This window comes from Paenibacillus sp. Root52 (assembly GCF_001426865.1).
In the GTDB taxonomy this organism is placed as follows: domain Bacteria; phylum Bacillota; class Bacilli; order Paenibacillales; family Paenibacillaceae; genus Paenibacillus.
On record NZ_LMFO01000012.1, the window covers coordinates 440,824 to 466,347 of the forward strand.

Consider the following 25,524-nt stretch of genomic DNA (forward strand, 5'->3'; position numbering starts at 1 on the left):
TACTCCTTGCAAATCAAAAATTATGATCAGATAGTTCATGTTTCGATCATATTATTCATTTTAATTGAAGCCAAAAAGGAATACCATAGTGTTAGATTTAAGATACAGTAATTACAATTTAATAAAAACAGCTTCTCACGATACGTAAGGAGATGAACGTCAACGTGGACAAAATGAAAGCAGGCATCATAGGGTGCGGCAATATTAGCGCCATTTATCTGGAGAATCTGAAGAACAGTCCCGTCATTGAGGTTGTGGCCGTCGCGGATCTGATCCTTGAACGTGCGCAAGAGCGGGCAGATGAATTTAATATCGCAAACGTTTACAATGTAGATGAGTTGCTGCAAAATAAGGAAATTGAGCTTGTCATCAACTTGACTGTTCCTGGAAGTCATGCAATGACGGACATAGCTGCTCTTGAGGCAGGCAAGCATGTATATGCTGAGAAACCGCTGGCTATTTCTATAGAAGATGGTCGCAAAGTCATTGAACTGGCTGAAGAAAAAGGACTCTATGTTGGCTCGGCACCGGATACATTCCTCGGATCAGGTATCCAGACGGCTCGTCAAGCGATCGAAGATGGCCTGATTGGTAAGCCAATTGCAGCTACTTCCTTCTTCATGGGTGGTGGACCAGAAGCATGGCATCCGAATCCAGAATTCTTCTATATGGATGGAGGCGGACCTATGTTTGACATGGGACCATATTACCTCACAGCCTTAGTTACATTGCTTGGATCTATTCGTAGAATTAGTTCTTCGGCAGGGATTCAGATTGTAGATCGTACGATTGGTTCTGGTCCTAAGGAAGGTACGTCGTTGCAAGTACAAACACCAACGCATCTTGCGGGAACCATTGATTTTAATGGCGGTGCCATTGCAACGATGATTACAAGCTTCGATATTCGAGGCGCTTCAGATCTGCCACGCATTGAAATTTACGGTACAGAAGGCACGCTCAGTGTACCTGACCCGAATTATTTTAATGGAGAAGTGAAGCTTCGCAAATATGGTCAGGATACATGGGAGACGGTTACACCGAAATTTGAAAGTGGTCAAAATGAGCGTGGCATAGGTGTGAACGAGATGGTTGAATCCATTCGTGCTGGACGTGAGAGCAAAGCAAGTGGCAAACTGGCGTACCATGTACTTGAAGCTATGCATGCATTCCAGCGCTCGTCTCTTGAGGGCAAACACATTTTGCTTGAAAGCAACTATGAATACAATGCTGCAACGAAGACAGATGACAATCAGACGGAGACCGTACCATCCACTAATTGATTTCAGATGAGGTGAAGCAGGAAATGTTGAAGATCGGATTACAGTTATACACCGTGCGGGATGAACTGGAACGCGATTTTAAAGGAACGCTTGCTAAGATTGCGGAACTCGGCTACCAAGGTGTGGAATTCCATAATTTCTATGGACATAGCGCAGAGGAAGTCAGAGCTATCGTAAATGAACTCCGACTGGAAATTGTAGGTACACATGTACAATATAACAGCTTGAAAGAAGATTTGGATTCGGTTATCGCTTATCACAAAGCACTGGGCAATCGGAATCTAATCGTTCCTTATTTGTCAGAGGAACAACGGCAGTGGGAGGACGTATTCGCTTCGCTGAATGCAATCGGTGAGAAGATCTCGGCAGAGAATCTGGTGCTGTTCTATCACAATCATGATTTTGAATTTACAGCGCAAGTCGGTGGTCGTCCGGCATTGTACGCGATGTACGAGACCGTTCCTGCTTCTCACCTACAGGTAGAGCTGGACACATGTTGGGCGCATGCTGCTGGCTATCCACCAACGGAAGTGATCGCGAAGTATGCAGGACGTCTGCCGCTGGTGCATTGGAAGGATATGAGTCGTACCGAAGGGCGCGTGTTAACCGTTGAATTTGGCCAGGGGGAAGTAGACTTGGAAGCGGTTGCTGTAGCGTCAGACCAAGCTGGAGCTGAATGGCTGGTAGTGGAACAGGATGAATGCCAGAATCCATCATTGATAAGCATTGAGAATAGCATGAACTGGATTCGCCAATATGCCGCTAACGGAGGACCTATCCATGTCTAAAGTACTTAACATAGCTATTGTTGGTTGTGGTGGCATTGCCAAAGGAAAACATATGCCGAGTCTGTCCAAACAATCTCAGGGTCGAATGGTCGCTTTCTGTGACATTGTGAAAGAACGAGCGGAAGAGGCGGCAGCTGAATTCGGAGCAGAGGGCGCCAAAGTGTACACGGATTATCATGAACTACTGAAGGATGAAAGTATCGATGTGATTCATGTGTGTACGCCAAACGATTCGCACTCCGTCATCACTGTAGCAGCTCTGGAAGCTGGTAAACATGTCATGTGTGAGAAACCGATGGCGAAGACATCTGAACAGGCCAAAGCGATGCTCGAGGCGGCACAACGTACCGGTAAGAAGTTATCGATTGCGTACCAGAACCGCTTCCGCAGCGATAGTCAGTATTTGAAGCAGATGTGTGAGGATGGCGAGTTAGGGGATATTTACTTTGGTAAAGCAATTGCCCTTCGCAGACGGGCTGTTCCAACCTGGGGTGTGTTTTTGGATGAAGAGAAACAGGGTGGTGGTCCGTTAATCGATATTGGTACTCACGCCCTGGATCTGACACTATGGCTAATGGACAATTACAAACCGAAGAGTGTTATGGGTTCTACCTTCCACAAGCTTGGTCAGCGTGAAAATGCGGCAAATGCTTTTGGACCGTGGGATCCAGAACAATTTAAGGTGGAGGATTCGGCATTCGGTTTTATCACCATGCAGAATGGAGCTACGATTATCATCGAGTCAAGTTGGGCATTGAATGTTGCTGAGTTTGGTGAAGCCAAATCATTACTATGTGGTACCGAAGGCGGTGCTGATATGCAGGATGGTTTGCGAATCAATGGTGAGAAGCGAAGCCGATTGTACGAAACGAAGGTTGATCTGGATGCAGGTGGAGTAGCCTTCTACAGCGGCAGTGCTGAAAATGAAGCAGATCGCGAAGCTAGAATGTGGCTTGAAGCGATTATTGAAGACAAAGAACCTGTCGTTAAACCAGAGCAAGCTCTCGTTGTAACTCAGATTCTTGAGGCGATCTATGAATCGGCTCAAACCGGAAAAGCCGTTTATTTTGAATCCTAAAGGGATAGAAATGATCTTCATTTTCCACAATAAACGATACAATTAAATGATCCGAGCGGTTATTTATACAAATGAACGAATTAGCAATTATACGACATCTATTCTAGGGAGGAATCGCACTTGAAACTCGGCGTATTTATGGTACTATTCGGAGGACGTAAATTAGAAGACGCACTTGATTATGTGGCATCCAAAGGGTTGAAAGCCGTTGAGATTGGTACAGGAGGACACCCGGGGAACGCACATTGTAACCCAGCAGAATTGCTTGATAATCCAGCCGCACTGAAAAACTTCAAGAATGCCGTAGAATCACGTGGTTTGATGATCAGCGCACTGAGCTGTCACGGTAACCCACTGCATCCACAAAAGGATATTGCTAAAGGATTCCACGATGACTTCGTCAAAACAGTAGAGCTGGCTGAGAAGCTGGAAGTACCAGTAGTGAATACATTCTCCGGCTGTCCGGGTGATCATGAGGATGCTAAATATCCGAACTGGCCTGTTGCACCGTGGCCGAATGACTTCCAAGAAATTCTGAAGTGGCAATGGGAGAACAAAGTTATTCCTTACTGGACAGAGTGGGGTAAATTTGCCGCAGATCGCAATGTTAAAGTAGGTCTGGAGCTACACGGCGGATTCTCAGTACACACACCTGCTACATTGCTCAGACTGCGTGAAGCAGCAGGGGAAGTCATTGGAGCTAACCTTGACCCAAGTCACATGTGGTGGCAAGGCATTGATCCTGTACAGGCAATTCACATTCTCGGACGTGAAGGCGCAATCCATCACTTCCATGCGAAAGATACAACCATTGATCCAATCAACGTGAATAAACACGGTGTAACGGATATGCAAGATTATACAAACATGCTGGATCGAGCTTGGCAGTTCCGCTCGGTTGGTTATGGACATGATAACAAAACGTGGGCAGATATTATGAGCGCTCTGCGTCTTGTCGGATATGATTATGTTGTAAGTATTGAACACGAAGACGGTCTGATGTCGGTTGAAGAAGGATTCTCTAAAGCCGTACAGAATCTCCAGCAGGTATTAATTGAAGAACCGCTGGGCGACATGTGGTGGGTTTAGAGCTACATTAGGGGGAAATCAATGATGATCAACGTCACCATTTGGAATGAATTTGTCCATGAGAAAATTCACGATGAAGTTAGAGAAGTCTACCCAGACGGTCTCCATAGAGCATTGGCTGACGGACTTGGCGGCGAAGGTTTTGTGATTCGTACAGCTACACTGGATCAGCCTGAACACGGGTTAAGTGATGAGGTGCTGAATTCCACGGATGTGCTTATATGGTGGGGACATATGGCACATGATCGCGTAAGTGATGAAGTTTCGCAGAAGGTAACACAGCGCGTATTAAACGGCATGGGTATGATCGTGCTACACTCCGGTCACTTCTCCAAACCGTTTAAAGCGCTGATGGGAACAAGCTGTGATCTGAAATGGCGTGTAGCTGACGAGCAGGAGATCGTATGGTGTGTCAATCCATCCCATCCGATAGCGGATGGCATCCAAGACAAGATTGTATTGGAAAAAGAAGAAATGTACGGAGAATTCTTCGATATTCCAGTACCGGATGAACTGGTGTTTGTGAGTAATTTCCAGGGTGGAGAGGTATTCAGGAGCGGATGCACGTTCCGACGCGGCGAAGGTAAGATCTTTTATTTCCGACCAGGTCATGAGACATACCCGACCTATTACAAACCGGAAATCTTAAGAGTGATCAGCAATGCAGTGAAATGGGCATATCCTGCCCGTAGCTTCAAGCCGGAATTCGGTAAAAGCGAACCTGTAAGACCATTTGGTGGCGTGCTGGTCTAAGCCGCAATTTCTCGTGAATGGATAAATGTAGCGGTATATCGAAGAACCCTTCTCCAAGTCTTTATGACTGTGGCAGTAGGGTTCTTTTTGGGTAATTTAGTTGTAAGAACCTGAGACGATATTTCCCATGGTTCTTCAGCCCCATGTAATGGTATACTGTGTAATATCATCATAGAAGATGGAACCGGTTTATCCAATTGAAAGTTTTTAGCGAGAGACGTTTCCTTTAGCTCTAAAATATGTTATTATGAAATATACTAACAAAACGTAAGTGTAGTGATCTCTAAAGAGGTGATTAATGTGGAAGGCCAAGATTTGCGGATGTGTCCGCGTTTTGAAACCGCGTTTTCCTTTTTGGGTAAACGTTGGAACGGTCTAATTATTCAAACGTTGATGAGTGGGTCTAAGCGATTTAAGGATATTTCCAACCTCATTCCATCAATGAGCGACAAGATGTTATCCGAGCGGATGAAGGATCTGGAAAGTGAAGGCATTCTAATCCGTCATGTGTATCCAGAGACGCCGGTTCGTATTGAATACGAGTTGACGGAGAAAGGTAAGGCGCTTCAGCCGGTTATGAATCAAATTCAGGACTGGGCAGAGCATTGGGTTGACTAATTGATGTAATTCAATTTGAATCCCAATTTCGAAGTAGGCAATAGCAAAAGCTCTTGATTTCACTGGAAATCGAGAGCTTTTTGTTTTAAGATACGAGGAAAGCATGTAGAGAAACTTCGTCGGTTCGTACACTCTCAATTCAATATAGGTATGTTATGAGCCTTAACTATGTATGATATAGATAATGGAATCCTTGACATAATTCTTGTGTGTTCTGCACATGTTGTCATGAGTTGTAGTATAATTGTAAGAATAAGAACAATGTCTATTCCTTACAACTATGGCCGTATACGGTCGGAGCGAGGAGGCCACTTGTCATGAGAGAAGAAAGCTTATCCCGGGAAGTACGATACGGCAAACAAGATATTGCAGAACTTGAGAACGCATCCATTCAGGTACATTTGATTTATAAGAAGGCAGCAGAACTATTTGTCCGCAATACGTATTCTCAATCGTTTAGAAATCAAGTTTCCGATAAGCAACGGTTGGATCGCAGCAAGGGCTCAGGATTAGCTCCGATTGTGCTGCAGAAATGGATTCAGACCTCAAGAGGCTGGAAATGCATTGGATGCGAATTGAGACATAACGAAGATGTCATCATGCCATTAGATGCAGATGACTTCCTACGTGACCCTCAATCTACAGCGAATGGGGAAGGACATGTGTTCAAGCCGGAAATGCTGATTCAAGCGATTGTGTGGGCTCAATATGAGAAGATTCGAATGTTTGCCCCATGGCTTGGTGATGAAGCATTCTACACAGCAGATGAACTGGATACCATTGCTCGCTACATCGTACCTACCTACTTCTCAGAGCGTCCACTCAACGAGCAAGGCAAATTGTTCAAGGTTCATCGTCCTTATGGTCAGATTCCGCTGTATCAGGAATATGTGACAGCACCTTCTTTGTGTGTGCAGCTTGATGGTGAGATGTTAGAGGGACGATTACTTACAGGTGTATATGTTTCCGGGGAGCAATTCTCTGGGCTGAATCCGTATTTAAAAGATGGGGACGGGGGCAGGACGTATATGCAAGCTTGCGTTCAGTAAAGGTAAACAAACAACAACAATTCGTGGTGGGGCAGTTATGACCACTCTAAATTAAGAGGCGTTACATTTCACTGAGATGTGAATTGTAGCGTCTTTTTGTAATAAAGAGGGTTCAATCACAGCAGAAAAATGTATGAACGTTCCACTTTATACACATGCTGTCCAATAAAAGTAACGGCATTGACACTTTTTTTAGCTAGATTCTGTGCCATAATAGAGGGTATGGACAACAGGGTGAATGATTTTACGCAGGGTGGTGTTACCTACATGAATAAGAAAATCCCCGGTTTCATAGGCATATGCCTACTTATTTTAGTTATTCTCAGCGGATGTACAGAGACGCGGCCTTCGGAGCAGCCAGTGGTACAGGAAACCGAACCTACGAATTCTATTACGGTTGCCGTAGACGGCAGTACCTTTTTACCGGATGCAACCAAGTCGATCAAACGGGATTTTAGCGAAGGATTAACGCTCAAGAAGGCCCTATCCAATAGTGGGCTTGTTGATTTTACGGCTGATGGAAAACGAATTCAATCCGTCGGAGAGGTCTCGCTTGATTCCTCGTTAACCTGGGCTGTTAAATTGAATGGCAAAGATATTGATCCAGAAGATTGGAATATGGAGCTTCATGCCAAAGATGAAGTGATAATATATGTAAAAGCCGCTGACAGTACAGGAGAGGGCGTAGCGTATCAGACGACTTTACTCAAAGTGAGCGGCGGCAACATTATGCCAAATCTTAATCGGCAATATGCCGGTGTGTATATTCAGGAGTGCACCGTTCGTGATGTATTAAAGTCCAGTGGCGTTGTCAGAATGTCTGAGAATAACAAATATGTGGTTGCTGTTGAAAATGTCATCCCACGAATGAATCAACGCTGGGTTATTAAGGTGAATGATAAGGAATTGATGGATAATGGCTTGGACATGAAGCTTAGTCCACGTGACGCGATTAAACTTGAATTAACGACATCCTAAATACCAAAAGGCCCATCTTCTAAAGCGAGAAGATTGGGCTTTTTTTATATACATATTGAAATTTAGGATTATTGTAGGTGATTAGTCATTTTAGATCCGGCAGATTTCGCTAGGGCATAGTTCACAGTGACAGATGCCTTGCAGCATTTTCAGATCTTTGATGACGATCATGCCATTATCATATTCGATAGCGTCTTTTTTACGTAGATCACTTAACATACGGTTTACACTCTCACGGGTAGCGCCAATCATGTTGGACAGATCCGTATGCGTAATTTTTTTGTGGATGATGGTATGATCGCCGTGTGGTTCACCATAAGAATTGGACAAACGAATTAAGGTAGAGCAGAGCGCGCCAGGTTTGCCGTATAACATGAGATCACGGAACTTGGTCTGGGTGAGTCGATGGTGAATACCCATCCATTTCATAAAATCAATGGCAAAGTCACAATGCTGACAGATCAGCATTTCCAGGTCTTTATGCTCCAGTACACCTATTTCGCTGTCTTCCAGCACTTCTGCCGAGAAGGTATGCTTCGAACCGAAGAAAGGATCAGCCTGCCCAATCATATCTCCAGATTGATACATGTACATGATCAATTCTTTACCTTCATCTGTTGACTTGGTAATCTGGGCACGGCCTCTTTTCATATAATAAAGTTTGTCGGAGACATCGCCCTCCCAATACAGATGAGTTCCTTCGGGATAGGTTCTATCTTTCATCGTTACAAGCAAATGGTTAAAGTTCGCGTCCGAGAAACAGTTTGTATTTCCGCGCTTTTCAATGACTAGTTGGTCTCTCATAAGTCTATCTCCCCTTTGTCTCCAGTCAAAGGCTGCATGTGTCTTACATGACCTTTGTGGTTCGCCGCAAACGGTTGCCGTCCGTTCGGGGTCATCTCGGCCGGGAAGGACGGTACAAATTGCGGTGGTTCAATTTTTAAGTTCAGTATATACCTAATCTTACCGTTTGAGGGGGATAGAAAGGAAACAAAAATGGCGATATTTCAAACATTGTGATTAAATTCACTTTTTGTGGGCAAGTATGGAGCTGAAAGATCCTTGTTGGAAATGCAGTAGTAGTGTACTTGTTAGCAGACATTAAGAAACTAAATTTAAATTCGGAATACTTTGTGAAAAAAATCACATAATTAAATCATGTCCCATGATACGATGTGAATGTAAAGAAGAGAGACAACATAATACGAACCTTTAGGAGGATGAGGGAGATGGCTGTAAAGAACGAGGTCGCCCCAGCAAAAGAACCGACAGCAGGTCAGTATATTCAAACGTTAATTGACAAAGCGAATAAAGCACACGCAGCATTCATGTCCATGGATCAACAGCAGATTGATCGAATTGTGCAAGCAATGGCGCTTGCAGGTCTGGATAAACACATGATGCTTGCCAAAATGGCTGTGGAAGAAACCGGCCGCGGTGTGTATGAAGATAAAATCACTAAAAATATATTTGCTACAGAATATGTGTACCATAGCATCAAATATGACAAAACGGTTGGCGTTATTGAAGATAACGAATATGAGAACTTCCAGAAAATTGCCGAACCGGTTGGCATCATCATGGGGATTACCCCTGTTACCAACCCAACATCAACGACGATGTTTAAGGCACTGATCTCTATTAAGACTCGTAACCCGATTATCTTCGGTTTCCACCCATCTGCACAGAACTGTAGCCGTGAAGCAGCCCGGATATTGCTTGAAGCCGCAGTGAAGCATGGTGCTCCAGCCGACTGTATTCAGTGGATTGACGATCCATCCATGGATCGCACCAACGCCTTGATGAACCACAACGATGTGGCACTCATTCTGGCGACAGGTGGATCAGGCATGGTGCGAGCGGCATATAGCTGTGGTAAACCGGCGCTCGGCGTAGGGCCAGGTAACGTACCTTGCTTCATTGAGAAAACGGCGGATATCAATCAGGCAGTGACGGATCTGATTTTGTCCAAATCATTTGATAATGGAATGATCTGTGCTTCCGAGCAAGCGGTCATTATTGAAGAGCCTATCTTCGACCAAGTCAAAAAGAAAATGATTGCCAATGGATGTTACTTCGTTAACAAGGACGAAGCAGCAAAGCTGACAGCAGGCGCTATCAATGTTGAGAAATGTGCAGTTAACCCAGCGATTGTAGGTCAATCTGCAGTAGCAATTGCTCAAATGTGCGGTATTGAAGTTCCAGCAAGCACCAAGATCTTGGTTGCCGAAATCGAAGGTGTTGGCGTCAAATTCCCATTGTCTGCGGAAAAATTAAGCCCGGTACTGGCTTGTTACAAAGTCAAAACGGCAGCAGAGGGCATTGAACGTGCAGCAGAAGTTGTTGCTTTTGGCGGTATGGGACACTCATCCGTTATTCACTCCAACAACGAAGAAGTCATTAACAAATTTGCAGATCGCCTGCAAACAGGACGTATCATCGTCAACTCACCTTCCACACACGGAGCAATCGGCGATATCTACAACACGAATATGCCATCGCTCACACTGGGATGTGGTTCATATGGACGTAACTCGACTTCGTCGAACGTAACTGCTGTCAACTTAATCAATGTGAAAAGGGTGGCTCGCCGTACCGTGAATATGCAATGGTTCAAAGTACCGAACAAGGTCTACTTCGAAAAAGGTGCGACGCAGTATCTCGCCAAAATGCCAGATATCACCCGTGTTGCAATTATTACGGATGCCATGATGGTGAAGCTCGGTTATGTGGAAAAAGTAGAGCATTATCTACGCCAACGCCAAATGCCTGTAGCCATTGAAGTGTTCTCGGATGTTGAGCCGGATCCATCCACAACGACAGTAGATCGCGGAACCGAAATGATGCGCCGCTTCCAACCGGACTGCATTATCGCTCTCGGTGGCGGATCACCAATGGATGCTGCCAAAGCGATGTGGTTGTTCTATGAATATCCAGATACAGACTTTAACGATCTGAAGCAAAAGTTCATGGATATCCGCAAACGGATCTACAAATATCCAAGACTCGGCGTAAAAGCAAAATTTGTAGCGATCCCAACAACATCCGGTACGGGTTCGGAAGTAACATCATTTGCTGTCATCACGGATAAAAATCTAGGAAACACCAAATATCCACTGGCTGACTATGAGCTGACTCCTGACGTGGCAATCGTAGACCCTGAGTTTGTATACTCGCTGCCCAAAACAGCTGTAGCTGACACAGGCATGGACGTACTGACACATGCGATTGAAGCTTATGTATCCGTTATGGCGAATGACTATACAGATGGGTTAGCGATCAAAGCCATTCAACTCGTGTTCCAGTACTTGGAGCAATCAGCATTACAAGGCGACAAACTGGCACGTGAGAAAATGCATAATGCTTCAACGATTGCCGGTATGGCATTTGCTAACGCATTCTTGGGTATTAACCACAGCTTGGCGCACAAATGGGGCGGTCAGTACCATACAGCCCATGGACGTACCAATGCGATTTTGATGCCGCACGTTATTCGTTACAACGCGAAAAAACCGACCAAATTTGCATCGTTCCCGAAATACTCGCACTTTGTGGCAGATGAACGATATGCCGAAATTGCCCGCATTCTCGGATTGCCTGCTCGCACAACCGAAGAAGGGGTTACCAGCTTAATCAACGCTATTCGCAAAATGAACAAAACATTGGGTATCGAAGAATCATTCCAAGAAATTGGATTCGATGCGAAAGACTTCGAAGCACATGTAGACTATCTGGCTGATCGTGCCTTCGAAGACCAATGTACAACTGCGAATCCGAAGCTACCACTGGTAACAGAATTAGCAGATGTATACCGCAACGCATTCTACGGTAAGTTTGAATAATAATCATCCGAGTCATGCAACACTTGGTGAGGATGGGCAATAGGTTCAGGGTTCCCCGAAATGGGGAGCCCCGATTGCCGTATGTCTTGAGGAAATACGGAATCCGTGATGCAACAGTTGGAACCAATGCACTCACACGTTACGGAAAGGGCAGAAAAACGGAGGAGCGAAGCCTCCGCTTTTTCAGGAACTTCATCACTAAGCTCAGGCTCCAGATCGAGAGGGAGCCACCCATCTTTTAAAAGAAGTAACGAGGAGTCCGCGCTGTAGCAGGTAGAACCAACGGTTCACAGCGAAAAGGAGATGGGCAGAAAAAGCGAGAAGCGAAGCCCCCGCTTTTTCAGGAACCTCATCACTAAGCTCGGGCTCCAGATCGAGAGGGAGCCACCCATCCTTTAAAAGAAGTAACGAGGAGTCCACGCTGTAGCAGGTAGAACCAACAGTTCACAACGAAAAGGAGATGGGCAGAAAAAGCGAGAAGCGAAGCCCCGCTTTTTCAGGAACCTCATCACTAATCTCGGGCTCCAGATCGAGTAGGAGCCACTTATCCTTTAAAGATGTAGTACGGAATCCGTGATGTGGTAGTTTGAACCAGTTGTTCACACGATAACGGAGAGGACAGAAAAAACCTGCAGAAGCGAAGCGCTCGCCTTTATTCCCGGATTTTCACCTTTGAAAAAGTAAATTGAAAAATCCGGGAATAACAGCGATCGGAAGGTTGTTCTGTCAGCGGAGTGGCCAGTGTGAACCATCCCAGGGTTCAACATAACACAGCGCAGGTGGAGTGAGTAAGTTCACTGACTTTGTGATAAAAATCACAGATGATGAAATCGCCACGACGTATACTGAAAATGTAAGAAAAACATTCATTCCGCGGTTCCGGTTCCCAAGTAGAGAGAACGTGTTCCGGTTTATGTGAAACAATTCACATTAATCGCGGCTCTGGACACACAATGATACGAAGACGCAGCATGTTATGTGTCCAGAAATCCAAATTAGTGGAGGGATTACGATGTCGGTGATCGAAAAAGATGTCAAACAACAAACAGGCTGGAGAAACTTTACCAAAGGAACTTGGACTAAAACCGTTAATGTGAATGACTTTTTGGAACACAATTTGTCTCCTTATTATGGAGATGAAGCATTTCTCGAAGGTGCAACCCAGAATACAAAAGAATTGTGGGATATCGTATCTGATCTGACCAAAAAAGAACGGGATAACGGTGGTGTCCTTGACGTAGACGTAAATACGCCTGCGACGATTACTTCTCACCAACCTGGTTATCTGGATCAATCCAAAGAACAAATTGTCGGCGTTCAGACCGATGCTCCATTCAAACGTTCCATTCAGCCATTCGGCGGAATTCGCATGATGATTGATGCATGTGAAGCATATGGCTTCGAAATGCCTCAAGGCGTCATTGATATATTCACAAATATTCGTAAAACACATAACCAAGGTGTATTCGACGCTTATACTTCTGACATGCGTGCAGCGCGTAAAGCAGGGATCATTACAGGTTTACCAGATGCGTATGGTCGTGGCCGGATCATCGGGGACTACCGCCGGGTAGCATTGTACGGAGTGGACTTCCTGATTCGTAACAAAAAAGGCGAATTGAACGCCTTGGAAGTAGATGTTATCGATGAAGATGTTATCCGTCTGCGCGAAGAGTTGTCTGAACAGATTCGTGCTCTGCAAGAACTGAAACAATTGGGCGAAATGCACGGTTTCGATATTTCCTTACCAGCAACAACAGCAAAAGAAGCGTTCCAATGGTTGTACTTCGGTTACCTCGCAGCGATCAAAGAGCAGAATGGTGCTGCAATGTCACTGGGACGTGTATCATCCTTCCTGGATATCTACATTGAACGTGATCTGCAAGAAGGTATTCTGACGGAAGAACAGGCTCAAGAGCTGGTTGACCATTTTGTTATGAAGCTGCGGATCGTGAAATTCTTGCGTACGCCGGACTATAACGAACTGTTCAGTGGAGACCCAACATGGGTGACTGAGTCCATCGGCGGTATGTCTGTAAATGGTGAGACACGTGTAACGAAAAACAGCTTCCGTTTCTTGCACACGCTGCATAACCTGGGACCTGCACCGGAACCAAACTTGACTGTACTCTGGTCTACTAAACTGCCGGAAGCATTCAAAGAATACTGCAGTAAAGTATCTATCGAAACGAGCTCGATCCAATATGAGAATGACGATCTGATGCGTCCGATCTATGGCGATGACTACGGTATTGCCTGCTGTGTATCTGCAATGAAGATCGGGAAACAAATGCAATTCTTCGGAGCACGTGCGAACCTTGCAAAAGCTCTCTTGTATGCAATCAACGGTGGTCGTGACGAGAAGTCCGGAGCACAAGTAGGGCCTGAATTCCCTGCTATTACAAGCGAAGTGCTGGATTACAATGAAGTTATGAAACGCTTCAAACCGATGATGGAATGGCTGGCGAAGCTGTACATGAACACCCTTAACGTCATCCATTACATGCACGATAAATATAGCTACGAGCGGATCGAAATGGCATTGCATGACCGTGACATTGTTCGCACAATGGCTTGTGGTATTGCAGGTCTCTCCGTTGCAGCGGATTCACTCAGCGCAATCAAATATGCCAAAGTAAAACCGATTCGTAACGAACAAGGCATTGCCGTTGATTTTGAAATTGAAGGAGAATTCCCTTGTTACGGTAACAACGAAGACAGCGTAGATAGCATCGCTGTTGAACTGGTTGAGAGCTTCATGGGCATGATTCGTAAGCACAAAGCATACCGCAACGCGGTACCAACGCAATCCGTACTGACCATCACTTCCAACGTAGTTTACGGTAAGAAAACAGGAACTACACCAGATGGCCGTAAAGCAGGCGAACCATTTGCACCAGGTGCGAACCCAATGCATGGGCGTGATAAAAAAGGTGCACTGGCATCCCTTGGCTCTGTAGCCAAATTGCCTTATGAACACAGCCTTGATGGTATCTCTAACACCTTCTCCATTGTGCCAAAAGCACTGGGTAAAGAGGAGAATACACGCAAATCTAATCTGACTGCGATGATGGACGGATACTTTGGTCAAAATGCCCATCACCTGAACGTCAACGTGTTTGATCGTCAGCAATTGATGGATGCGATGGAGCACCCGGAAAATTATCCACAGCTTACTGTACGGGTATCCGGATATGCGGTTAACTTCATCAAGCTGACTCGTGAACAACAACTCGATGTCATAAACCGTACGTTCCATGGCTCCATGTAAACCAAGTATTACAGTGTGAAGACAAATCCAGTGGAACATCTGGTCATAAATTAAACGCACAGCGGATGCGGATATAGAAAGGAAGAGGCAGCATGGTTAAAGGACATATTCATTCACTCGAAACTTTCGGGACGGTTGACGGCCCAGGCATCCGCTTCGTGCTCTTTATGCAAGGATGTCTACTCAAGTGTCAGTATTGCCACAATCCCGATACATGGGCACTGGACGGAGGCAAGGAAACGACCGTAGAGGAGGTATTGGCTGAGATCGAGCCTTACCTTTCCTATTATCGTAGTTCAGGGGGTGGACTCACCGTATCCGGTGGAGAACCAACGCTCCAATCTCATTTTGTAGCCCAAGTGTTCAAGGAAGTCAAACGCCGCTGGGGACTTCACACCACGCTAGATAGTAATGGATTCAACGAACCTGAGCGTATTCATGAACTACTGGATAACACAGACTTAGTGTTGCTCGACCTGAAGCACATCGATAATGAGAAACATATGAAGTTGACTGGAAAATCCAATGAAAGAACGCTGAAGACAGCTCAGTGGTTGTCTGAGCAAGGACGTAAAATGTGGATACGCCACGTATATGTGCCTGGCATTCACAATGATGAAGAGGACTTACTTAACCTCGGAAGATTCATTGGTACATTAAATGGGGTCGAGAAGTTCGAAATTCTTCCCTATCACCAGATGGGGATCTACAAATGGGAAGCGCTTGGCAAGGTGTACCCGCTTGAAGGTGTTCCTTCTCCGAGTGAAGAAGAGGTTGAGCGCGCTTATCGATTGATCCAGCAAGGGAGAGAGGAAACATCAGGGGCAGCTTGTTCAAGCCAATGATGAATATACAGAAGCAGCCAAGGCGATGAAGAATCGCAAGGCTGCTTTTTTGTTTGAATAGGTTGAAACCAAAACGTCTGTTCAAACGTTTATACCAGGTGTAAATGTTGATAGATCAGTAGTTTCATAGTATTGAAGAAATTCATGAGCTTGATTAAAGCCTTGTCCGTAAAGTTTTGGCGAGGTTTGTTCACATTATTCAAAGTTTACATTTCTATTAAAATATTTTTAGCAACTTTTCCCGTTTATAAGCGTCTAATAGTATGACTTTTTGAGGGGGATATTTATAAAATGGGAGCAGAAGGAGCCAAAGACAAAGAATGAATCTGAAAAAGAACTTGTCCATACTTACCGCTTTAGCTGTTTTTCAAGCGTTTGCAGTACTTCCAGCTAGCGCACAATCAACTGACCAAAGTGAAACTACACCCGTAAATAAAGCCACAGTTAAATCCGTGGAGGTATTGAAAAAAGAACAAACGATTTCCGAATCGGATGTGAAATCCGGGGCAGAAACACAACCAACGCAGAATGATGCAACCGAAGAAGTAAGTCCTGAAACAACAGAACCTCCAGCGACGGATGTTACTCCTGTTGAGCCGGTAACGGAAACAGAAACGCCAGAAGCTGAAGCTGAAGAGGGAGAAACGCCTGCACCTGCACCGGTAGAAGTTGAACAGCCGTCCGCTGGCAACCAATCATTGCAAGGAAGCACAGGTGGTGACCTGACGCTGTACATGAACAGCAACAAAATGATGCAAGATGGCAAGACGTACCTTGCAGGACAACCGATGGCTGTCAAAAATGGTGTATCTTATGTCGCAATCCGTGCTCTGGTAGATCGGGTTGGATACGATGTGAAATACGATAACACAACGAAAGAAACCATTATTATTAGTGGTGAAGATGAACTTCGTTTTAAGACAAACAGCACGATCTATACCGTAAATGGTGAATCCAGATCCATGAAGGGTCCTGCTTATCAAGAGAAAAATACGTTTATGGTGCCTTTGACTTCCATTACACAGGCGCTCAACATTACTTATACAGTAAATCAATCTGCGAAGACTGTAGTATTGAACCTGAATACAAAGCCAGCAGCTAGCTTCACTGTTCAAAAAGAAATTTTTGCTGGTGATGTAGTGACATATACAACGAAATCCAGTTCTCCCAAAGGCCTTGCCATTGTGGACGAGCGCTGGACAGGCCGTCAAGAAATATTTGACCAACCAGGTACATACACGGTAACCTATGCGGTCCAAGATTCAAGCGGTCAATGGAGTGACCCATACTCGCTGACGATCAAGGTGGAGAAACCAAACCTTCCGCCAGTAGCGATGTTTACAACAGATAAAGAAGAGTACAAAATGGGTGAAAAAATCACCTATATTGACCAAAGCACGGATGACGAAAATGCAATTACCAAAACGGTATGGGACAATAATGCCCTTGCATTCTTTGTACCGGGACCAAAGACTGTAACGATTACCGTTACGGATAAACATGGTGCAAGCGATAGCTACACCAAGACGATTAGTATTACGGGCGAAACGCTTTACAGCTTGTCCGATTTCAACCAGTTGTTCACGCCAGTAGGTGACAAGTTTACCTTCAACGGTGGCGAAGTGCCTGCGATGGAGAAAGTTCCTTATACGTACACTGATGAGCCAAGCTTGTTGATTCGTAGTAACAGCCCAGAAACCGTAAATACGGAAGGGATTGTATACCAGGAATCTTCATTCGGACAGACACGTTTCATGATTCACCATGTAAACAACACAGGTAAACGAGTGAAAATGTACGTTATCGCAACAAATAATAACCCGTATACAGCTGTATTCGAACAGCAAAACATGGGCTTTGCCGGACCTACACCGTTTGCTACCGTAGCTGGTAAATTGTCCATTGATAAATGGTTCAAATCGATTCAAACTGGAGTCGATACGAAGAAAATGTATATTCTCCCTGGCGAAAGCAAGCTGATCTTGACTGAGCTTAATGCTATTCCAATGAAAGAAGGGCAAGTTATCTCCCTTTATTCGGATGCTTTCAGCGATTATACACTCGATTATAACGTCATCATGATTGATGAAAATAAAGATCCTTTTGAAGCTTTAGCGACGCTGCCAGTTTTGGATCGTGACGGGGTTCATAACCGTGGAACGTATCCTAACGCAACTCGTGTAATTACGTACGATCAGGAAGTAGGTTCGAAGCCTGCCCGTCTTCCACTCGGAGACAATTCAAGTGATCCAAACTTGGAAGGAACAGATCCAATGGCTCACACAATAGCTTCCAACGCAGGTAACTTTGGTGTTCTTTACAAAATCACACTCAATAACGTGGCTCCAAATACACTGATTTCATTTAACCCTCGTGGAGGTAAATACTCAGGTGTAGCGCTTGTTAATGGTCAAGTTGTACAACTGGCAAGTGACAGCAGATCTCTAAGTGCACCAAACGAGCAAGGTGTTCTCCATCGTACTGGTTCTTTCGGTGAGAGTGTAACGATTATCTTCTCGGCTGCACCAGGAAGTAATCTTCCTGTAAATCTTCTGTTCACACCACTTCCGCAAGAGAAGTAGTTGAGCCGTAACATGCTACTGTTTCAGCAAAAGACGGTTTGGAGTGAAGCTTATATCATATATACCCTGTCACCCCAAAAGTCTATGAGAGGTTGTTCAAAAAGTCATCCCATCTTCTTGGTACTGAAAACCGACCTTTTTGAACACGCACTTTGAAGGATTAATTTCTTCTGAACCGTCGGGAAGGACTCCATCCATGGAGTCCTTTTTTAATATAGACAGTGTGAAAAATAGGCGATTAAGGAGCCTCGTTGACTCTAAACTCAATTTAGGGCATTATGATAAGAGAGTTGTTGAATCTTTTTCATTTTGTTAGACTATTGAACAATCATTGCAGTGCTTGAATGACAGGAGGTGCTTAGGTAATGCTGTCAACAGAACAGATTATTAATACGATGTCCTCGCAGGGACTTCGCATAACGGATCAGCGGAAGACATTGGCTCGTTTGTTTGCGGAATCTCCAGGGTATTTAACGCCTAAGGATGTTTATGAATATATGGGAAAAACTTATAGTGGACTGAGCTTTGATACGGTGTATCGTAATCTTCGTGTCATGCAGGAGTTAGGCGTATTGGAGCAGGTCGTTTTTGAAGATGGTGTGAAGTTCAGAGCTTCTTGTAGTGAGGATCACCACCACCACCACATGATCTGTCTGAAATGTCAGAAGACATATCCAATCGTGTTCTGCCCAATGCAACTCGCAGACGCGCCCGAACAATTTCAGGTCGTGGATCATAAATTTGAAGTGTTCGGATATTGCAAAGACTGCGCTGAACATGCACCAGCCAAAGTTGCATCAGGACATCAACATTCCCACGGGAAACATTAATAATGAAAATATCTCGTCGAATTATGCAAGCTCCTATACGGGTCTATCGTAATTATATTTCTCCTCTGAAGCCGCCAAGCTGCCGCTTCTATCCAACGTGCTCAGCTTACGCAATGGAAGCAATTGAAGTACATGGGGCGTTGAAAGGCTCATTGCTTGCTGCGAAACGGATCGCTAAATGCCATCCTTTTCACCCAGGAGGAGTCGACTTAGTGCCACCTAAGACTGAGAAATCAATGGTGATTTCGGAGTAAAGGTCTTGAGTGAAGAGGAATTTTCTTTCATCTGGGCAGGCTAGGTGAATGTCGCTATGAACTTGACAAATAGGGCCGTGTTTCAGTATATTTTTCGTATAATGATTTCCAGTGAAGGGATAAGTACAGACACACCCCCAGTGCAGAGAGCCGGATGAGCTGAGAACCGGTCTGGGAGGAGGATGGAAATGGTCCTGGAGGAACCTCTTTCGAGCGTACACACAGGGATTGAGACCCCGTTGTCGTAAGGCTGAGGCGTGATCCAGCGTTAATGGACGGTCGAAGGACCGACAGAGCCTGTGTTTTGCAAAAGATACAGGGAATTTGGGTGGTAACACGTGAGAACAACTCTCGTCCCATAGGGACGGGAGTTTTTTGTGTTCTTTTTCAAGTTAAACTAATCGTGTAACGGATTAAAGGAGGAGAAGTCATTCATGGCTGATCAAAAAACATTTTATTTAACAACACCGATCTATTATCCAAGCGACAAATTGCATATTGGGCATGCGTACACAACGGTAGCTGGTGATGCAATGGTGCGTTACAAGCGTCTACGTGGATACGAGGTTCGCTACTTAACAGGCACGGATGAGCACGGACAGAAGATTGAACGTAAAGCGCAGGAAAAAGGTCAATCGCCTCAGTCTTTCGTAGATGACATCGTGGTAGGCATCAAAGAGTTGTGGAACAAGCTGGATATCTCCAATGATGATTTTATCCGTACAACGGAAGAGCGTCATAAAACGGTGGTTCAAGATATTTTTGACCGTTTGCTGAAACAAGGAGATATCTACAAAGGTGAGTATGAGGGCTGGTACAGTATTCCAGACGAAACGTATTATACGGAGACTCAATTAGTCGATGTAGAGAAGAATGATAAAGGCGAGATCATTTCGGCGAAGAGCCCGGATAGCGGACATCCCGTTGAACTTGTGAAAGAGGAATCTTACTTCTTCCGCATGAGTAAATACGCTGATCGCTTGCTCAAGTATTATGAGGATAACCCAGGGTTCATTCAACCGGAGTCCCGTAAAAACGAGATGATTAACAACTTTATCAAGCCAGGTTTGGAAGATCTCGCTGTTTCACGTACAACATTTGAATGGGGCGTAAAAGTAAAAGGCGATCCGAAGCATGTCGTGTACGTGTGGATCGATGCGTTGTCTAACTACATCACAGCATTAGGCTACGGATCATCTGATCCTACACTGTATAATAAATTCTGGCCTGCGGATGTTCATCTTGTAGGTAAAGAGATTGTTCGTTTCCATACGATTTACTGGCCAATCATGCTAATGGCGCTTGACCTGCCATTGCCGAAAAAGGTGTTTGCACATGGTTGGTTGTTGATGAAGGATGGCAAAATGTCCAAATCCAAAGGTAATGTTGTTGATCCGGTAACCTTGATTGATCGTTATGGTCTGGATTCTCTTCGTTATTACTTGCTTCGGGAAGTTCCATTTGGTTCAGATGGCACGTTTACACCAGAAAGCTTCGTAGATCGTGTGAATTCGGATCTAGCCAACGATCTTGGTAATCTGTTGAACCGCACAGTCGCTATGGTTGATAAATACTTCGGAGGCCAAGCGCCTGCATTTACATCAGGTGTAACAGAATTTGATGTATCGCTCGAAGAAGCAGGTCAAGCAGCTGTGGATAAAGTAGAAACAGCTATGGAGAATCTGCAATTCTCCGTTGCGTTGACAGCTATTAGCCAATTCGTTAGCCGCAGCAACAAATATATTGATGAGACACAGCCATGGGCACTAGCTCGTGATGAAGCTAAACGCGATGAACTTGCCTCTGTAATGGCTCACTTAATTGAAAGCTTGCGGATTGCTTCCATCCTGCTACAGCCGTTCCTGACACGCGCTCCGCGTAAAATCTGGGAACAGCTAGGTATCCAAGAAGGCGAGCTTACTGCCTGGGATACTGCGAAACAATGGGGCGTAATTCCGGCTGGAAATGCTTTGCAGAAGGGTGATCCAATCTTCCCACGTCTTGACTCCGAACAGGAGATTGCTTATATCTCCGAGGCGATGACTGGTGGTAAGAAATCCGAAGAACAGTCTGAAGCTCCACAAGCTGCTTCGGAGGCGACTGAACCTGTTTCTGCGCCAGAAGGCAAAGAAGAGATCGGCATTGATGACTTTGCAAAAGTAGAACTGCGTGTTGCGCAAGTTATTGCCTGCGAGCCTGTCAAAAAAGCAGATAAACTGTTGAAACTTCAGCTCGATCTTGGTTATGAGAAACGTCAGGTTGTGTCCGGCATTGCCAAATTCTACTCTCCAGAAGAGATGGTTGGCCGCAAAGTCATCTGTGTCACGAACCTGAAGCCTGTAAAATTACGTGGAGAGCTGTCTCAGGGCATGATTCTAGCTGCATCGCACGGAGATCAGCTTACACTCGCTACCGTACCTGACAGCATGCCTAACGGTGCTCAAGTTAAATAAGAAGCTTTAACACCGAGACTCATATGTAACCGTTCAGTGGGACATATCGAATCAATGGCAACATATGGCTACCCCAAGAGGTGACCCGATCATTCGGGTCATCTTCTTTGCATATTCTGTAACTTCTGATCTGATCGTGAGAAAACAAGCATATATTGTTATGAACTCTGTATACCAGGTAAGAATGAATAGGAGAGATGCTTGACAATGAGAGACAGGTTCCCTATAATTCTTTCAGTAATATTTACGATTAAGAGATACGGAGTGATTATAAACATGCGTTTAATAAACAGTAATAAAGATGGGCAGAATCATGCATCGAAGCATACAGGGATGAACCGGATGAAGTGGGTATGGAGCTGCTTCCTCATTGTTAGCTTAATTCTCCTAACGGCTTGTGGCCAGAGTACATCGAATAATGCCAAGATTGTGGAAGATAAAGTGAATGTTGTCACGACCTTTTATCCTGTATATGCATTTACAGCGGCTATTGGCGGAGAAGATGCGAATGTAATTAATTTGCTACCTACGGGTGTTGAACCCCATGAATGGACGCCTAAGAGCCAGGATATTGTTAATACATCCAAAGCTCAATTGTTCCTTTATAATGGTGCAGGCCTTGAGGGTTGGGTTCCTAATTTCCTCAAATCACTGAACAGTGATACACAAGTGAAATCTGTTGCTGTCAGTGAAGGCGTTGCGCTGTTAACAGCTGAAGGTGATGACGGACACGGACATGGTGCAGAGCATGATGAAGAGCACGCAGACGAACATACAGATGAGCACGAGGGTGAACATTCTGATGAAGAAGCGGCCACTGAAGAAGTTGCGGACCATCATGTTGATCCACACACATGGGTAAGTCCTAAATCGGCTATGATTATGGCAGAGAATATTAAAAATAGTCTCGTTGAAGCAGATCCTGCCCACCAAGCAGGGTATGAAGAGCGTTATGAAGAACTTCATTCTAAACTTGTAGCACTTGATCAACGCTTTACGGAACAGTTATCTCAAGTCCCTAATAAAGAAATTGTCGTATCTCATCAGGCGTTTGGGTACTTAGCGCGCGATTATGGATTGACTCAACATGCTATTATGGGACTATCTCCTGATGCTGAACCGACTGGTCAGGACATCGTTAACCTGGCGAAGCTCGTTAAGGATGAAGGCATTAAGTATATTTTCTTTGAAGAGCTTGTATCTGATAAACTTGCCAAAACACTCGCGAGTGAAGCAGGCGTAGAGACGATGGTATTGAATCCAGTTGAAGGATTGACCAAAGAACAGGTGGATAATGGTGACGATTATTTCACTTTGATGGAAAAAAATTTGCAAAATCTATTGATCGCATTAAAATAAGGTAGACTGAAGGATTTTAACTTAGAATCCTCATATATAATGAAGGGCGGCTTTGCAATGCAGCAAATCATGCCACTATGTCATGATCCAATCATCGAGATCGAGAAGCTTTCGTTCTCCTACGGAGATCAGAAAGTGATCAATGATCTTAACTTTATGGTTAAAGAACGGGATTTTGTTGGTATAATCGGTTCGAATGGAGCGGGGAAAACAACATTATTGCGGATGCTGGTAGGACTATTACCTCCCGCGCAGGGTGATATTAAGTTGTTCGGACAATCCATCCGCCGGTTTAAGGATTGGGAGCGAATCGGTTACGTGCCGCAAAAAAATGCCTTTAATCCACTTTTTCCAGCAACAGTGCGTGAAGTGGTCATGTCTGGCTTGTACAATAACAAAAATATGTTTCGGAGAATGTCGCGTAAAGCGCAGCAACAATGTACAGATGCCTTACAGGTGATGCGCATTGAGGATCTGGCGAACAAGCGGATTGGACAATTATCCGGAGGACAGCAACAGCGTGTGTTTCTCGCAAGAGCACTGATCAATCATCCAGATTTGCTTATTCTGGATGAACCAACGGTTGGAATCGATGCGGAATCGCAGGACAGCTTCTTCGAATTAATTACCCATATGCATGAACACCATCGGATGACGTTTTTGATGGTATCCCATGATATGGATCGGATGGAGAACTATCTGGGTTCGCAGGCGGCTGTAACGAACGGTAAAATTCATTTTCATGTTCGCCATTCCCATGAGATTGAAGACTGTGCGGAAACGAATCTACAGCATACTACTTCCTTGGTAAAATAGATGCAGTGTTGCGTACGGTAGGATTAGAGCAAGGCCGAAGAAGGAGTCGTGTATGTTTTGGAAATATTAATGAGTGATTTTTTTCAGCGGGCACTAGCCGGTGGTTTGTTAATTGGCATCACTGCTCCGCTGATCGGGTTATTTCTGGTATTACGACGTTTGTCGATGATTGGGGACACGCTCTCTCATGTGACGATTGCCGGGGTTGCACTTGGATTCCTAATTGAGGTATATCCGATTGGCGTAGGACTTGTATTTGCAGTACTGGCTTCGTTTGCGATTGAGAAGCTGCGTAAGGCATACAAGAGTTACGCAGAACTATCTATTGCGATTATTATGTCCGGAGGCGTTGCACTGGCGTCACTGTTCTTCACGTTAGGCAAAGGGTACAACACAGATGTTATGAGTTATTTATTCGGAAGTATTTATACTCTGGATGCTACGGATTTGAAACTAGTAGGGGTGGTCACTCTAATTGTGGTCATCGTTGTAGCTCTGTTACATAAGGAATTTTTCCTGCTTAGTTTTGAAGAGGATGCTGCGGCAGTTACGGGCTTACCCGTCCGATTGTTAAACATGTTGATTACAATAATGACTGCGCTCGTTATCAGTACAGCTATTAAAATCGTAGGTGCGCTGCTTGTATCAGCACTATTAACGATTCCGGTGGCTGTCAGCCTTCTGATGGCGCGGAGCTTCAAGTCAGCTATTATTTTGTCCGTAGTTATTGGTGAAATTGCCGTTGTTATTGGACTGGTTGTAGCCGGAATTTGGAATCTCGCACCAGGAGCAACCATTGTATTGCTGCTCATCATGATGCTTATTCTGACGATGATTGGAAAAAAAGGGTTCCGTGCCTAACGACTGAACGAGTAAGCAAGCGAGCCCGGAGAAGGGAGACATCCGCATCATGCCTGATGTTAATGTATGGGTGGCTTTTGTTGCAGGAGTAGCTTCGTTTATATCACCATGCTGTCTTCCATTGTATCCGTCATACTTGTCTTATATTACAGGCATGACGGTGCAACGCTTGAAGGATGATCGTAATTTGCGAGAAGTTCGTTTTAAGACGTTGACTCATACGCTGGCATTTATTTTAGGCTTCTCAGCTGTTTTTTATACACTTGGGCTGGGAGCCGGACTATTTGGTCAGTTTTTCAATGATCATCGGGAATTGATCCGTCAATTGTCCGCTATTTTAATTATATTGATGGGGTTGTTTTTGCTCGGGGTATTCAAACCGCAATTTCTTATGAAAGAGCGTAAAATGGATATGAAATGGAAACCAGCTGGGTACCTTGGCTCTTTTATTTTCGGTATAGGTTTCTCCGCTGGTTGGTCGCCGTGTATCGGACCGATTCTGGCTACGATTATTGCTATGGCAGCTAGCGAACCAACGACGTGGTTTGCATTGATTACAGGCTATACAGTCGGTTTTGCTTTGCCGTTCTTTGTATTAGCCTTCTTCATCGGTTCAACACGCTGGATCTTGCGTTATTCGAATGTTTTGATGAAGATTGGCGGAACTTTGATGGTCTTTATGGGTATTTTGCTATACACAGGTCAGATGACCAAAATAACGATTTGGTTGCAGAGTATCACACCAGATTGGATGATCATCTGACGAATGGCTTAATGT

Annotated in this window: 20 protein-coding genes; 19 read left to right on the forward strand and 1 reads right to left on the reverse strand. The window is 44.7% G+C overall.

Features of this window, described 5'->3' with window-relative positions; genetic code table 11:
* Window positions 1–164 precede the first annotated feature (164 nt).
* The 8 genes from ASD24_RS13500 (at window position 165) to ASD24_RS13535 (ending at window position 7,633) form a co-directional block, all read left to right on the forward strand.
* A complete protein-coding gene (locus ASD24_RS13500; protein ID WP_056696460.1) occupies window positions 165–1,280 on the forward strand; it encodes a Gfo/Idh/MocA family protein in 1,116 nt (371 codons plus the stop codon).
* 23 nt (window positions 1,281–1,303) lie between these two features.
* Window positions 1,304–2,068: a sugar phosphate isomerase/epimerase family protein gene (locus ASD24_RS13505; RefSeq protein WP_056696948.1), complete on the forward strand. Its 765-nt coding sequence runs from the start codon at window positions 1,304–1,306 to the stop codon at window positions 2,066–2,068.
* Window positions 2,061–3,146, forward strand: a complete 1,086-nt coding sequence (locus ASD24_RS13510) for a Gfo/Idh/MocA family protein (protein WP_056696462.1) — start codon at window positions 2,061–2,063, stop codon at window positions 3,144–3,146. Before ASD24_RS13505 ends, ASD24_RS13510 begins: the two co-directional genes overlap by 8 nt.
* Before the next feature lie 120 nt (window positions 3,147–3,266).
* Window positions 3,267–4,235 carry a sugar phosphate isomerase/epimerase family protein gene (locus ASD24_RS13515; protein WP_056696464.1) on the forward strand — a complete coding sequence of 323 codons (969 nt, stop codon included), beginning with the start codon at window positions 3,267–3,269 and terminating at the stop codon, window positions 4,233–4,235.
* Between the two features lie 24 nt (window positions 4,236–4,259).
* Window positions 4,260–4,988 (forward strand): ThuA domain-containing protein, encoded by a 729-nt coding sequence (locus ASD24_RS13520; RefSeq protein WP_056696951.1) that lies wholly within the window; start codon window positions 4,260–4,262, stop codon window positions 4,986–4,988.
* A gap of 321 nt (window positions 4,989–5,309) precedes the next feature.
* On the forward strand, window positions 5,310–5,606 hold the full coding sequence (locus ASD24_RS13525) for a winged helix-turn-helix transcriptional regulator (RefSeq protein WP_164848841.1): 297 nt from the start codon (window positions 5,310–5,312) through the stop codon (window positions 5,604–5,606).
* Window positions 5,607–5,923: 317 nt separating this feature from the next.
* A complete protein-coding gene (locus ASD24_RS13530) occupies window positions 5,924–6,655 on the forward strand; it encodes a hypothetical protein (protein WP_056696467.1) in 732 nt (243 codons plus the stop codon).
* A gap of 267 nt (window positions 6,656–6,922) precedes the next feature.
* Complete coding sequence (locus ASD24_RS13535; RefSeq protein ID WP_056696469.1) at window positions 6,923–7,633, forward strand: hypothetical protein; 711 nt, start codon at window positions 6,923–6,925, stop codon at window positions 7,631–7,633.
* Window positions 7,634–7,723: 90 nt separating this feature from the next.
* Here ASD24_RS13535 and ASD24_RS13540 read toward each other — a convergent pair whose 3' ends face one another.
* Window positions 7,724–8,437 (reverse strand): Crp/Fnr family transcriptional regulator, encoded by a 714-nt coding sequence (locus ASD24_RS13540; protein ID WP_056696471.1) that lies wholly within the window; start codon window positions 8,435–8,437, stop codon window positions 7,724–7,726.
* 425 nt (window positions 8,438–8,862) lie between these two features.
* Between ASD24_RS13540 and adhE the strand changes: the two genes are divergently transcribed.
* The 11 genes from adhE to ASD24_RS13590 all read left to right on the forward strand — a co-directional run bounded on the left by adhE (window position 8,863) and on the right by ASD24_RS13590 (window position 25,509).
* Complete coding sequence (gene adhE / locus ASD24_RS13545) at window positions 8,863–11,475, forward strand: bifunctional acetaldehyde-CoA/alcohol dehydrogenase (RefSeq protein ID WP_056696474.1); 2,613 nt, start codon at window positions 8,863–8,865, stop codon at window positions 11,473–11,475.
* Between the two features lie 1,012 nt (window positions 11,476–12,487).
* Window positions 12,488–14,746 (forward strand): formate C-acetyltransferase, encoded by a 2,259-nt coding sequence (pflB, locus tag ASD24_RS13550; protein WP_056696476.1) that lies wholly within the window; start codon window positions 12,488–12,490, stop codon window positions 14,744–14,746.
* Between the two features lie 92 nt (window positions 14,747–14,838).
* A complete protein-coding gene (gene pflA / locus ASD24_RS13555) occupies window positions 14,839–15,591 on the forward strand; it encodes a pyruvate formate-lyase-activating protein (RefSeq protein ID WP_056696478.1) in 753 nt (250 codons plus the stop codon).
* A gap of 320 nt (window positions 15,592–15,911) precedes the next feature.
* Entirely contained in the window at window positions 15,912–18,173 is a 2,262-nt protein-coding gene (locus ASD24_RS13560) for a stalk domain-containing protein (protein ID WP_056696480.1), read from the forward strand.
* Window positions 18,174–18,538: 365 nt separating this feature from the next.
* Window positions 18,539–19,003 (forward strand): Fur family transcriptional regulator, encoded by a 465-nt coding sequence (locus ASD24_RS13565; protein ID WP_056696483.1) that lies wholly within the window; start codon window positions 18,539–18,541, stop codon window positions 19,001–19,003.
* Between the two features lie 2 nt (window positions 19,004–19,005).
* Complete coding sequence (gene yidD / locus ASD24_RS29955; RefSeq protein ID WP_082560397.1) at window positions 19,006–19,257, forward strand: membrane protein insertion efficiency factor YidD; 252 nt, start codon at window positions 19,006–19,008, stop codon at window positions 19,255–19,257.
* Window positions 19,258–19,691: 434 nt separating this feature from the next.
* Window positions 19,692–21,710: a methionine--tRNA ligase gene (gene metG, locus ASD24_RS13570; protein WP_056696485.1), complete on the forward strand. Its 2,019-nt coding sequence runs from the start codon at window positions 19,692–19,694 to the stop codon at window positions 21,708–21,710.
* Between the two features lie 333 nt (window positions 21,711–22,043).
* Window positions 22,044–23,069, forward strand: a complete 1,026-nt coding sequence (locus ASD24_RS13575) for a metal ABC transporter solute-binding protein, Zn/Mn family (RefSeq protein WP_056696953.1) — start codon at window positions 22,044–22,046, stop codon at window positions 23,067–23,069.
* Window positions 23,070–23,126: 57 nt separating this feature from the next.
* Window positions 23,127–23,885 carry a metal ABC transporter ATP-binding protein gene (locus ASD24_RS13580; protein WP_056696487.1) on the forward strand — a complete coding sequence of 253 codons (759 nt, stop codon included), beginning with the start codon at window positions 23,127–23,129 and terminating at the stop codon, window positions 23,883–23,885.
* A 57-nt stretch (window positions 23,886–23,942) separates the two neighbouring features.
* Window positions 23,943–24,746 carry a metal ABC transporter permease gene (locus ASD24_RS13585; RefSeq protein ID WP_056696488.1) on the forward strand — a complete coding sequence of 268 codons (804 nt, stop codon included), beginning with the start codon at window positions 23,943–23,945 and terminating at the stop codon, window positions 24,744–24,746.
* Window positions 24,747–24,795: 49 nt separating this feature from the next.
* Window positions 24,796–25,509 carry a cytochrome c biogenesis CcdA family protein gene (locus tag ASD24_RS13590; protein WP_056696490.1) on the forward strand — a complete coding sequence of 238 codons (714 nt, stop codon included), beginning with the start codon at window positions 24,796–24,798 and terminating at the stop codon, window positions 25,507–25,509.
* The last annotated feature ends 15 nt before the right edge of the window (window positions 25,510–25,524 follow it).